Annotated in this window: 9 protein-coding genes; 7 read left to right on the forward strand and 2 right to left on the reverse strand. The window is 49.5% G+C overall.

Annotated features, from left to right (window positions below; all coding sequences use genetic code 11):
• Together hemH and hemG are read left to right on the forward strand one after the other, a co-directional pair.
• Complete coding sequence (gene hemH, locus PCH02S_RS17810) at positions 1-948, forward strand: ferrochelatase (RefSeq protein WP_127455291.1); 948 nt, start codon at positions 1-3, stop codon at positions 946-948.
• On the forward strand, positions 945-2,411 hold the full coding sequence (hemG, locus tag PCH02S_RS17815) for a protoporphyrinogen oxidase (RefSeq protein ID WP_127455292.1): 1,467 nt from the start codon (positions 945-947) through the stop codon (positions 2,409-2,411). The genes hemH and hemG overlap by 4 nt, the downstream gene beginning before the upstream one ends.
• On the opposite strand, the gene PCH02S_RS17820 is transcribed toward hemG, so the two are convergent.
• Positions 2,408-3,067, reverse strand: a complete 660-nt coding sequence (locus tag PCH02S_RS17820; RefSeq protein ID WP_127455293.1) for a Crp/Fnr family transcriptional regulator — start codon at positions 3,065-3,067, stop codon at positions 2,408-2,410. The genes hemG and PCH02S_RS17820 overlap by 4 nt on opposite strands.
• Positions 3,068-3,139: 72 nt before the next feature.
• On the opposite strand from PCH02S_RS17820, the gene hemL reads away from it, so the two are divergent.
• Positions 3,140-4,438, forward strand: coding sequence for a glutamate-1-semialdehyde 2,1-aminomutase (gene hemL, locus PCH02S_RS17825; RefSeq protein WP_127455294.1), 1,299 nt, complete (start codon positions 3,140-3,142; stop codon positions 4,436-4,438).
• A 92-nt stretch (positions 4,439-4,530) separates the two neighbouring features.
• Here hemL and PCH02S_RS17830 read toward each other — a convergent pair whose 3' ends face one another.
• Positions 4,531-6,036 (reverse strand): phosphodiester glycosidase family protein, encoded by a 1,506-nt coding sequence (locus PCH02S_RS17830; RefSeq protein ID WP_246069135.1) that lies wholly within the window; start codon positions 6,034-6,036, stop codon positions 4,531-4,533.
• 278 nt (positions 6,037-6,314) lie between these two features.
• On the opposite strand from PCH02S_RS17830, the gene PCH02S_RS17835 reads away from it, so the two are divergent.
• The 4 genes from PCH02S_RS17835 to PCH02S_RS17850 all read left to right on the forward strand — a co-directional run bounded on the left by PCH02S_RS17835 (position 6,315) and on the right by PCH02S_RS17850 (position 13,068).
• Positions 6,315-7,211 carry an RluA family pseudouridine synthase gene (locus tag PCH02S_RS17835; RefSeq protein WP_127455295.1) on the forward strand — a complete coding sequence of 299 codons (897 nt, stop codon included), beginning with the start codon at positions 6,315-6,317 and terminating at the stop codon, positions 7,209-7,211.
• Between the two features lie 110 nt (positions 7,212-7,321).
• Positions 7,322-8,422, forward strand: coding sequence for a LysM peptidoglycan-binding domain-containing protein (locus PCH02S_RS17840; RefSeq protein ID WP_127455296.1), 1,101 nt, complete (start codon positions 7,322-7,324; stop codon positions 8,420-8,422).
• A gap of 529 nt (positions 8,423-8,951) precedes the next feature.
• Positions 8,952-11,621, forward strand: a complete 2,670-nt coding sequence (locus PCH02S_RS17845; RefSeq protein WP_127455297.1) for a valine--tRNA ligase — start codon at positions 8,952-8,954, stop codon at positions 11,619-11,621.
• Between the two features lie 61 nt (positions 11,622-11,682).
• Positions 11,683-13,068, forward strand: coding sequence for a bifunctional folylpolyglutamate synthase/dihydrofolate synthase (locus tag PCH02S_RS17850; protein WP_127455385.1), 1,386 nt, complete (start codon positions 11,683-11,685; stop codon positions 13,066-13,068).
• The last annotated feature ends 1 nt before the right edge of the window (position 13,069 follow it).

Raw genomic sequence — 13,069 nt, forward strand, 5'->3', positions numbered from 1 at the left:
GTGACAAAACGTCGTGTTGGTGTATTAGTCATGTCCTACGGGACACCGGAAAGTCTTGATCAGGTGGAAGCGTATTACACGCATATTAGACGCGGGCATCCGCCTACACCTGAGCAGCTGCACGAATTAACTGCGCGTTATGAAGCGATTGTAGGCGGGTTCTTCCCGCTGCGCGAAAATACGAATAAGCAGGTCAAAGGTCTTGAGGACACATTGCGTGCCGAGCATCCGGAAGTTGAGTTTGTGTGCTATCAAGGCCTGAAGCACGCTCAGCCGTATGTTGAAGATGGTGTGGAGCAAATGGTCAAAGACGGGATCACAGAGGCTGTAGGAGTCGTTTTGGCGCCTCACTATTCGACGATGAGCGTTGGCGGTTATGTGAAGAGAGCGAAGGATAAGGCGGAGGAGCTTGGACTTAAAATGAGCTTCGTTCTGGACTACCATCTTCATGCGAAATTGATTGATGCTCTGAGCACTCGGGTCGAAAAGGCGCTAACGAAGTTCAATGATGCGGAGCGGAGTGACATCCGTGTTATTTTTACGGCACATAGTTTACCTGAGAAAATTCTCGAAATGAAAGATCCTTACCCGGATCAATTGCTTGCGACATCCAAAGCTATCGCTGAACGCGTACAGTTGACCAATTGGCAGTTCGGTTGGCAAAGCGCAGGCCAAACGGCCATGCCATGGCTTGGACCTGACATCTTGGACGTGCTCAAGCAAATTCATAAAGAAGAAGGCGTGAAAAACGTTCTGCTCTGCCCAATCGGATTTGTATCCGATCATTTGGAAGTTCTATATGACATTGATATTGAAGCGCAAGCGTTGGCTAAGGAGCTGGGCTTGCATTTAGAACGGACGGAATCGCTTAATACGGACCCGTTATATATGCAAACACTTAGTGATGTTGTTTACACCAAATGGCAGGAACAAAGTAAACAGTCATGAGTACCCCTACACCTCACTACATGATCGTTGGCGGGGGGATTACGGGACTTAGCGCTGCGTTTTATCTAAAGAAACGTTTGGAAGCGGAAGGCAGGCCATTTCGTATTTCAGTGGTGGAAAAAGCGGCGGCGTTTGGCGGGAAAATTCGTACGATCGAGAAAGAGGGCTTCGTTATTGAAAAGGGGCCCGACTCCTTTCTTGCCCGGAAGCGCCCTATTATTGATTTGGCGTATGATCTTGGACTTGAGCAGGAGCTTACCGGCACGAACCCGAAGGCCAAAAAGACGTATATTGTGCGTCAAGGCAAGCTGCATCGGATGCCTCCTGGATTAGTGCTTGGGATTCCCACACAAATGACCCCGTTCATGAAAACAGGTCTTATCTCTCCGCTTGGCAAAGTGCGGGCAGCCTTGGATCTGGTTTTGCCTAAGCGTGAAATCACGAACGACGAGTCTTTGGGTCATTTTTTGGAACGCCGTTTAGGCAAAGAAGTCCTGGAGCGAATCGTGGAACCGTTGTTAGCTGGGATTTATGCGGGAGATACGTTCAATCTCAGCTTGAAATCGACGTTTCCTCAATTCCGAACGATGGAGCAGAAGCATCGGAGCTTGATCCTTGGCATGATGGCGAGCCGCAAAAACGTTCCGGAAGAAACGGCACACTTGCCTGCAGCGATTCGTAGTTCGGTTTTCGTTACGTTCAAGAAAGGGCTCCAAACGCTTGTTTCGGGTTTAGTGGCAGCTCTGGAGTCAGCGGACTTGCGAACGGGGTTAGGGGTTGCTTCTATTCGTCAGGCAGGACAGCAGACAGAGATCTTATTTGAAGATGGCAGCAGCGAAATTGTCGATGGCGTGATTGTAACGTCGCCGACTTATCAGGCTGCCCAAATGCTGGGTCACTTCCCCGCAGCAAGCGAATTGAAGAAAATCGATTATATTTCCGTAGCGAATGTCATCATGGCATTTGATCGGAAAGATATTCCGTTTGAACTGGACGCCTCGGGCTTTCTAGTTCCGCGAAATGAGGGCAGCACGATCACCGCGTGCACGTTAACCTCCGCCAAGTGGCTGCACACGGCTCCAGAGGGTAAAGTGCTGCTGCGCTGCTACATCGGGCGTTCAGGCGAGCAGGAATGGCCTGCGTGGTCTGATGAGCAGTTGATCAGCAAAGCGCGCCATGATCTGCGTAACTTGCTCGGTTTAACGGCTGAGCCGCTGTTTACGGAAGTAACGCGCCTCAACCATTCAATGCCTCAATACCCTGTAGGGCATCTGGAGCAGATTGCGCGCTTCCGCGAAGAGCTGAATGCTGCAATGCCACAGGTTCTGGTGACAGGGGCAGGTTTCCATGGCGTTGGTCTTCCTGACTGCATCAGGCAGGGGAAAGAGGCTGCCTGGCAGCTTGCAGACCGTATCATACATCAATCCGCTAAGGAGCCGGCTGTAACCTCCGCCTCCGTCTAGCGCAGCTTGGCCAGATCCAACTTGAAGTCGGAAGGGGAGATGACCAAGATTTGTTTTTCCTCTAGATCGCGAATCACTTGCATGAGGATGCCCTTTTGCACACCGGCAAGCTGCGAGATTTCATCGAAATTGAGCACGAGCTTGATGGTGATCTTGTTCTCTGAGCGAATGCCATGTTTGTTAGCCAATGTAATCAAGCTTTTGATAACCCGCGTTCTGGCGTCCAAAAAGGTTAAATCATAGACCTGCTGATTCGTATCGCGAAGCCGGTTGCTAAGTTCTTGCATAATGACTAACGTGATATCAAAATGGTTCCGCAGCAGCTCGAGGAAGTTTTGCGCTGTCATGGAAAGCAGCACACAGTTTTCCAAGGTTTGCGCTGAGGCTGACCGCGGCTTGCCGTCGATCAGAGACAGCTCGCCGAAGCTCTCGCCGGATTTGCAGATGGACAGTATTTTCTCCTCGCCGGAGCTGCCTGTTGTGAAGATCTTAACGGACCCGCTGACAACCATATAAAACACGTTGCCGATTTCTTTTTCGGAAAAAAGGACGGTATTCCCTTTGTAAGAGCGTCTTATGCAAATCTCTGCCAGCGCCTTCTGCTGATTTTCATTGAGCCGAGCGAATAAAGGGACTTTTTTAATATAATCAAGCATGTCAGCTACCGCCTTTTTATAGGTATATTGTCAATATTTTAGCATAGAAAGTTTAACGGGGGGTATTAAATTATGGAAAATTCGAGCAGAATCGACACGCGCTCTGCAGCCGCTTTTCAAGAATCCAAGAAGGTCATTCCCGGTGGCGTCAACAGCCCTGTTCGCGCCTTTAAATCAGTGGGACTTACTCCATTGTTTATGGAGAAAGGTGTTGGATCCCGCGTTACGGATATCGACGGCAACACGTTTATTGACTATGTAGGTTCTTGGGGACCGCTTATCGTTGGACATGCTCATCCTGTCGTGCTGGAAGCGATTAAAGCGACTGCGGAGAAGGGGACGAGCTTTGGTGCTCCGACGCTTCTGGAGACAGAAATGGCGCAAATGGTCATAAATCGTGTGCCGTCTATTGATATGGTTCGAATGGTTAACTCCGGTACAGAAGCGACGATGAGCGCATTGCGATTGGCTCGCGGTTATACGAAACGCGACAAAATCGTTAAGTTCGAAGGAAGCTACCATGGTCACGCGGATGCGCTGTTGATCAAAGCGGGTTCCGGCGTAGCTACGCTGGGCTTGCCTGATAGCCCTGGTGTCCCTAGCAGTGTGGCAAGTAACACCATTACAGTGCCTTATAATGATCTGGCTTCTGTGCAGTTAGTGTTTGAGAAGTTCGGTGAAGAAATCGCCGCTCTGATTGTTGAACCTATTGCTGGCAATATGGGCGTAGTCCCTCCAGCACCGGGGTTCTTGGAAGGACTACGTGAAATTACGAAGCAATACGGTTCTTTGCTTATCTTCGATGAAGTGATGACGGGCTTCCGCGTGCACAAGAACTGCGCACAAGGCCTGTACGGCGTTACACCGGACTTAACGTGTCTGGGTAAAGTAATCGGCGGCGGACTTCCTGTAGGCGCTTATGGAGGCCGTCTGGACATCATGGAGCAGATGGCTCCGGCTGGTCCGATCTATCAAGCTGGCACGTTGTCCGGAAATCCACTGGCGATGGCAGCAGGGTATGCCACGTTGTCGCTACTAGGCGAGCCAAACGTCTACGAGGAGCTGGAGCGCAAATCCGCCATGTTGGAAGCGGGGTTTACGCGCAATGCCGCTGAATTCGGAGTGGCAAGCACGATTAATCGCGTAGGCTCGATGATTTGTCCGTTCTTTACCGAGACGAAGGTCACGAATTATGAGACGGCCAAAACGTCCGATCTGGCGAAATTTAATGCTTACTTTGGCCATTTGCTTGATCTGGGCGTTTCGGTTGCGCCTTCGCAGTTTGAAGGAATGTTCGTATCCACTGCGCATACGGATGAAGATATCGCGGCGACGATTGATGCTCATCGCGAAGCGTTGAAAAGATTGTAAGACCAGCATGAACAACAAAGAGGCTGTATCTGAGTCATCTACGATCGATGACTTCGGATACAGCCTTTTGTGCGGTCTTATGTAGCTGGGACCTATTCTGTTTTCGCTGGAGGACTAGTCACGGGCTGGGACGGGTTCGCACCGTTATTGTTACCCTGCTGCTGGCCCTGCGAAGCGTTCGAGCTCGGCGTCGGTGTCGCGCTCGGTTTTGGTGTTGCGGAAGCTCCTGTCGAGGAGCCTCCGGAACCTGTTGTGCCGCCGCCTGTTCCCGGTGTCGGCGTTGGAGTTGCCGATGACGCTGGTGAAGTCGGCGTTGGCGTAGGTGTTGTCGTCGGTGAAGTTTGCGGTTTCCCCGTCGAAGTTGGTTTGCCAGAACCGTTATTTGATTCTGAAGGGTTCTGGGTTGTTGTCCCGCCATTCTTGACTGGATCACCGCTGGATTCAGGCTTTTGGGACGGTGTCGGAGTAGCTGTTGGTTTCGGTGTTGCTTTTGGCGGATGCGCCTTGAGTTCAGCTTGTTCTTTCAAGAAATCAGGGTGATCGTAAGCGCCGCCTGGATCGATGGTGGTCAGTCCTGCCCAAACATTTTTCACTTTTACTTCATCCGGATGATCGAAAACAAGGAAAGCTGACGGCAAGCGGCGCTCGCCATAACGGCTGGAAGGACTCGTGATCAACTCATCGTTGTAAACCATCTCGGAAGAAGCTCCGCCATCCAAGAAGCCTGCATTAATTACGCCGTCTGCCAGGAAAATATCCTGTACTTCTTTCAGGGTTGCACCCACACTGTGAGTTTGACGGCCGTCGATGACGATGAAAATAACGGTGCCGTCTGCTTTTTGGCCTACAGCCGTACGGGGAGCGCGTCCCCAACCGCCATCTCCGCTTGTAATAAGCGGTTTGCCGTTTGCGATAACACGAGGATAGAATGAAACCGCATCTGTAACGCCTAGCTTCAATAGATCGTCAATCGTATATTTTCCGATAATGAGGGTACCTTCTTTGGTAAACCCAACAATATGCTGAGGAATGCTGCCTTCTTGGTCGGTATAAAGAATTTCCCCGCCGGACATAATAGCTCCAATTGGGGCAAATCCGTTTCCTAAACCGTCCGGATCGTTAAATCCGCCGCCGTTGACGCCTGCGACAGCGCCTGTGCGTTGAACCATCGAGGTGATTCTTTCGCCTTCGCCTTGCTTATCAGGAACGACAACCCGAATTGTACGCGGATCGTAAACATACATCTTTTTACCTTTCCAGAATTGACCGGAAATATCTTCAACCTTCACGAGGCTCTCGATGGGACGGTTCTTATTGAACTGAACAGCTTGCAAGTCTTGCTTTTCTACTGAGTTGACTTCTGTTAAATTTTGCATTTCAAGAACCATCTGGTCTCTGCGCTGGGCGCCTACGAAAATCCAGGCCCAATCACGGTGCTGCGTGGTGATGACTGTTTTGGCTAAATACTCGCGAATGAATGTCCCCGGTGGGGTCAGAAACAAAAAGCTTGAAGTAAGGAATGTACATACAGCTATAACAAGTAAAGTGCGCTTCAACCAACTATAGTTGCGAAAATGATCTAAAATTGAACTGCCCAAGTTGTTCCTCTCCTGCTCTAGTATTCTATTTGATGATTCAATGTCGAAAAAAATCAATACTAGATTTATATTATCATATTTTTGCATGCAATTGATATTGGTAATTGTTAAAATAAAATGTACGTCATCCAATATTCATATCCAGTATCCATAAGGAGTTATTGACCCATGAAACGATATTACTTTTTTGATTTTCCTATAGATTTAATGGCTTTGACCTTGGTGTTTCTACTGATTCTACTAGCTATCTTCATTTCTTTTCATAGAGGGACACGTTCATGACGGTGTGGAAACGCAGCGGGGAATGGCTGGAACTTCCTCTCCCGAGTGAAACATGGAAACCCTTGAAGCCAGGTAGCGTTGATGAAATTGCTGCTTTGCTGCCGGTTCCGCGCAAGTACTTTCTGCGATTGGCTTCCCAAGGGCGTATCCGTGTGCAAGACAATCAGGTAAGGCTTCATGTGTTTGCGAACGAAGAGGCAACGTTCCAAGCTGAACGCCAAGATGTTGACGTCCTGTTCGAGGACGATTTCTGTCTTGTCGTTAATAAGCCGGCAGGCATGTCGGTGCATCCTTCCGAAGCAGGTCAAGGCGGTACGCTGGCTTCTGCCGTAGCCTATTATTATAAATCGACCGGTCAAGCCTGCGCCGTGCGGCATATCCATCGTTTGGACCAGGATACGACTGGCGCTGTTTTATATGCCAAAAATGAATGGGCACATGTTCTGCTTGATGAAGCCATGCGCGACAAGCGGATTGATCGTCGTTATGTCGCTCTGACCCAAGGAGTTTTCAAAAGAAAGCAAGGAACGGTGGATGCGCCAATCGGCAAAGACCGGCATCAATCCGGCAAACGCAGAGTGACAGCAGGCGGCGATCAAGCAGTGACTCACTATCGAGTGCTGCGCCAATTGAACCATGCTGCGCTTGTGGAACTGGAGCTGGAAACAGGGCGTACGCATCAGATTCGGGTACACCTAAGCCACTTGGGGCATCCGCTTGTTGGCGACGTCCTGTACGGGGGATCTTCCCGTTTGTTTCATCGCCAGGCCCTGCATGGGGAGAAGCTTACGTTCGAGCATCCTATTACTCAAAAGCTGATTGAGGTTCATGCACCGCTCCCGCTTGATTTCCAGCAATTGCTGGACAAAGTCGAGTCGACGACAAAAATGTAGTCATGCCTCGCCCTTACCACCCATATACTTAGAAAGACAAACAAGTAAATGGACCAGCAATCCGAGAATGCCTTCGGCATCCGGGTTTGATGGAAGGGAGGATTAATCCGGTGTCTGAACAACAACCAGGTCTGAGATTCGATATCTACGAGCGTGTTCATTTGCAGGAGGATTTGGCGGGGATACAAGAGTTGAATGATGTAGAATTGGTTCCTCACATTCAGGTGCTTACTTTGGATAATCAGGCGATACTTAAAGGAAACTTGCTGCTTACAGGCAACTATGCCAGCGAAGAAGGGGGAGCACCGCGACTACTTGAACATTTGATTCCGGTTGAGATCACATTGCCCCTGAACCGCATTCATCGTGTAGAAGACATTCAAGTGGATATTGAGAATTTTGACATTGATTTATTATCAGCAAGAAGTTTGAATGTGACAGGTGTGTTATCCCTGCAGGGCGTCGAAATTGTTTCGGCTCCGGTAGAGAGCTGGCGGGAAGAAGAGGAAGTTACATTCGTGCATGAGATTAATTTCCCACGGTACGAGCCGCCGCCTGCCAACTATCCGACTCAGCCGATTCAAGAGAATCCGTCGATTCAACCGATTCCAACGCCTTATATGCAGCCGACTCCCCAGGTTCAGGAGCCAATAGAAGAACAGATGCCAATGCCTACACAAATGCCAGTGAATGAAGAGCCCGTTCCTGAGCTTGTGCAGCCATCTCCTTCGTCGATTGAGGAAGACGACGGTGAGGACGGCGGCTCGGCAGTCGTAGAAATTGAGCAAACGGAATTGAAGGTGAGCCCCCATTCGGACAGCACGGTTGTTACGGAGGAGAAAAAGGATCTCAAAGTTGCGTTCGGGAAGAAAGCCAATGAGGCTGTCGATATCAACCCGTACGGCCTCAAGTCGCTGCTCTCGAAAGCGGGCTCGTATCTTACGGACAAGAGGCGGGCTGAGGAGGAAGCGCAAGCTGCTCTCGCCGAGGAGTCGCGGATAGACGCCGTTGAGTGGAAGCGCCTGTTTCTTCAAAACCAAACGAATTCGCAAGAGTTCAGAAAGCTGAAAATGTGCATCGTTCAAAAAGAAGAAACGTTAGAGACGATTGCCAAGCGCTATCAGCTCAACCCGCGTGAGCTGCAGCTGTTGAACAGGCTCGGCGATCAAGAGATTTCCGTAGGGCAGGTTATTTATCTCCCTAGATCATAAGCTGGATACATAGGCAAGAGCCTCTGGCCGTTTTCACGGCCGGGGGCTCTTCATTTGTTGCGGAACATCTTTTTTGAAAGCGGCATATTTTACACATAAACGGTAATACTTGAATGATATATTGACTCTATTTCAAATGTTCGTTATCATATGATGTAATCCTTTTGAGTAATATTGGAAACGTTGATAGGGAGTAGTAGGCGGAATGCCCTTCAGAGAGTGGAACTGCAGCGCTGAAAGGTTCCATAGGAAGCAACCGAACGAAGTCGCCCTGGAGTTGTGAATGTGACGGGAAGCGCCCGCGATCCGCGGAGTAGCTTACTTAGCATTTGCCGGCCGCAGCCGTTATCTGTTTGAGAGCCACGCGCTTCATGTTGAAGCTGCGCGGAATAAAGGTGGTACCACGGAAGCAAGCCTTTCGTCCTTTGCGGGCGGAGGGCTTTTTTTGTTTGATTTAACCTAGCAAACGAGCTTAATAACAGGCCTCAAAAGCCTATTTAACAGAGATAACAGTAATGGAGGTAATCTTATGACCGAAGCGAATGAAACGAAAGAGCAATTGCAAATGCCTACCACGTACGACCCCAAAGAAGCGGAGCGAAAGTGGTACGATTACTGGATTAAAAATGAGTTTTTCAAAGCGGGCGGCCGTCCGGACGCGGAAACCTACACCATTGTGATTCCGCCGCCTAACGTAACGGGTATGCTGCATATCGGGCATGCGCTGGATTTCACGCTTCAGGATATTTTGGTTCGTACGAAGCGGATGCAAGGGTATGACACGCTTTGGCTGCCTGGTTCCGACCATGCGGGCATTGCGACACAAACGAAAGTGGAACAAAAGCTCCGCGAGGATGGCCAATCCCGCTATGATCTGGGACGCGAGAAGTTCCTGGAGAAAGTTTGGGAATGGAAAGAGCAGTATGCGAACACGATTCGCGAGCAGTGGGCTAAAATGGGCTTTTCTTTGGATTATTCCCGTGAGCGTTTCACGCTGGATGAGGGGTTATCCCAAGCCGTTCGTGAAGTTTTCGTCAGCTTGTATGAAAAAGGGCTTATCTACCGCGGAAACTATATTATTAACTGGGATCCTGCGGCTCGCACAGCGTTATCTGACATTGAAGTTGAATATAAAGAGGTTCAAGGCGCGCTTTACCATTTGTCTTACAAAACGACAGACGGGCTAGATTCCATCGTTGTCGCTACAACGCGTCCTGAAACGATGCTAGGGGATACGGCGGTTGCTGTACATCCGAAGGATGAGCGTTACCAGCATTTGATCGGCAAGAAATTGCTGCTTCCAATTGTAAATCGCGAGATTCCGGTTATTGCCGATGAGTATGTTGAGAAAGAGTTCGGAAGCGGAGCTGTGAAAATTACGCCTGCTCACGACCCGAACGATTTCGAAGTAGGGAAACGCCATGATCTGCCGCAAATTCTTGTCATGGATGAAACGGGTACGATGAATGCGAATGCGGGCCCTTACCAAGGCAAAGATCGGTTCGAATGCCGCAAGCAAATCGTTGCTGATCTGAAAGAACAAGGCGTTCTGATCAAAATCGAAGAGCATGTTCACCAAGTAGGCCACAGTGAGCGCAGCGGGGCTGTCATCGAGCCGTACTTGTCCACGCAGTGGTTCGTAAAAATGCAGCCGCTTGCCGATCAAGCGATCGATGCGCAAAAATCAGGCAAAGGGGTCAACTTCGTACCAGACCGCTTTGAGAAAATTTATTTGAACTGGATTGAAAATGTTCGCGATTGGTGTATTTCCCGTCAGCTATGGTGGGGTCACCGCATTCCAGCTTGGCATTGCGCGGATTGCGGTCAAATTACGGTATCCCGTGAGGACGCTTCAGCATGTACACACTGCCAAAGCACGAATCTGAAACAAGATAACGATGTTCTTGATACATGGTTCAGTTCGGCTCTATGGCCGTTCTCCACGTTGGGCTGGCCGAACGATACGGAAGACCTTAAACGTTACTATCCTACGAATGTTCTAGTAACAGGTTATGATATTATCTATTTCTGGGTAGCTCGCATGATCTTCACAGCCCTTGAATTTACGGAGCAAATTCCGTTCAAAGACGTGTTAATGCACGGACTCGTACGCGACTCCGAAGGCCGTAAGATGTCTAAATCGCTTGGCAACGGCGTAGATCCGTTAGAAGTGATTGAGAAATATGGCGCAGATGCTATGCGCTATATGATTTCTACGAGCAGCACGCCGGGACAGGATCTCCGCTTCCGTTGGGAGCGAGTGGAGCAGGCTCGCAATTTTGCCAATAAGATCTGGAATGCATCCCGCTTTGCCCTTATGAATCTCGAAGGCGTTAAGGCTGAAGATATTGATCTGACAGGCCAACTTGGCACAGCCGATCGCTGGATTCTGCATCGTTTGAACGAAACAGTTCGCGATGTAACTCGCTTGATCGACAGCTATGAATTCGGTGAAACCGGCCGCTTGCTGTATAATTTCATCTGGGATGACCTATGTGATTGGTACATTGAGTTCAGTAAATTGAGCCTATACGGCACAGATGCAGCTGCGAAGAAGAAGACGCAATCCGTATTAGCTTACGTGCTTGATCGTACACAGCGCCTTATTCATCCGTTCATGCCGTTCATCTCCGAAGAAATTTGGCAGCATTTGCCGCATGAAGGCGAAACGATTACGCTTGCTTCCTGGCCGACTGAGAACCCGGCGTTCGAATCGCCGGATGCTGTTCGCGAGATGGAGCTGCTGATGGATGCGATCCGTTCCGTTCGTAACATCCGCGCCGAGGTTAACGTTCCGATGAGCAAAAAGGTTGAGCTGTTGGTCAAACCGGCAAGCAGTGAGACGCAAAGTATTCTTCAAAGGAACGAAGAGTACCTGAAGCGTTTCTGCAACACATCCCTGCTGCAGATCGACGCTGAAATGGGCGCACCGGAGAAAGCGATGACGGCGATCATCACAGGAGCAGAGCTGTTCTTGCCTCTGGCAGGGCTGATCGATATTGCCCAAGAACTCGTGCGTTTGGATAAAGAGCTGCAAACTCTGCACGGGGAAGTTGAACGTATCGAGAAAAAGCTGGGCAATGAGGGCTTTGTGGCCAAGGCGCCTGCGAAGGTGATCGAGGAAGAAAAGGCTAAGCTTGCAGATTATGCGGATAAGCGGGATAAAGTGATTGCTCGTTTAGCGGAATTAAAGGGATAATTTCAATAAAACCAACGATTGCCTAGTTACGTATACAAGGTGATTCATATAGTAAATGAGGATGAGATCGATGAACGAATTCAAAGACAACCATCCGGCCGCATTCCAAAGCGCGCAAGAAGCGATCTCTTGGATTGTCGGGCGGATGGAGAAACTCGGTATCAAACCGGGACTCCAACGGATGCAGATGTTGATGGAGAAACTCGGTCACCCTGAACGCAGATTGAAATTCATTCATGTGGCGGGTACGAATGGCAAGGGCTCTACATGCGCTTATTTAACTTCTGTCTTGCGGGCATGCGGATATGATGTGGGGACGTTCACGTCCCCGTATTTGGAGAAGTATACGAATCGTATCCAAGTGAACGGTGAGGATATTCCAGATGCTGATCTGCTTAGACTGGTGAATGACATGAAGCCTGTGATTGACGAGATTGCCGAAACCGAGCTTGGCGCTCCGTCGATGTTTGAAATTTCTACGGCGCTCGCTATTATGTACTTCGGCAAGGTGGCTTATCCCGATTACGTCGTATGGGAAACTGGCTTGGGGGGAAGGCTGGATAGCACGAATATCGTGAATCCGGTCGTAACCGTCATTACCAATGTGGGTCATGACCATATGGACATTCTGGGAGATACCATCGAAAAAGTAGCTGCTGAAAAAGCGGGAATCATTAAGGCCGGTGTTCCTATTATTACGGCAGCACAGCCTCATGAAGGCTGGAGCGTTATCGAACAAACGGCGAAAGCCAAGAAAGCGACGCTTTACTCGCTTGGAGATCAATTCAATTACGCGAATGTGACCAGTCAATTGGATCTTCAGACCTTTGATTTCACGGGTCCATTCCGGCCGATTCCGGGCGTGCCGATTTCGCTGAATGGCGAACATCAGCTGAAAAATGCCGCAGTGGCCGTGATGACGCTGGAAGTGCTTCGTCAATACTATGCATGCATTGTGGACGATGAGGATTTGTACAAAGGGCTGAAAGAGACTCGCTGGCCTGGACGGCTTGAGATGATTTCGAACGAGCCTCGTGTATTGCTCGATGGTGCGCATAATCCTGAAGGTGCCGCGACACTTGCTGCTGCACTTCAAACCGTCTATAGCTACCGAAAGCTGAATCTCATGATGGGAATGCTTTCGACAAAGAATCATACGGGCTACCTCAGGCATATACTACCATTGGTGGATACACTTATCATTACGGAACCCGATTTTCATAAAAAAGGGGATGCCGAGATGCTCGCGGAGCTAGCACGTGAACTTCTTCATGATATGAACCGTCAGGTGAATATCGTGGTTGAGCGCGATTGGAAGCGGGCATTAGAAATCCTTACAAGCAGAACTGAGCAGGATGATCTGGCGGTCGTATCCGGCACGCTGTATTTAATCTCTGATGTTCGTTCTTGGATTACCTATCAAACCGATTCTGAAAAAGGATGGTGAG

The organism is Paenibacillus chondroitinus NBRC 15376 (assembly GCF_004000765.1).
GTDB classification, from domain to species: Bacteria; Bacillota; Bacilli; order Paenibacillales; family NBRC-103111; genus Paenibacillus_E; species Paenibacillus_E chondroitinus.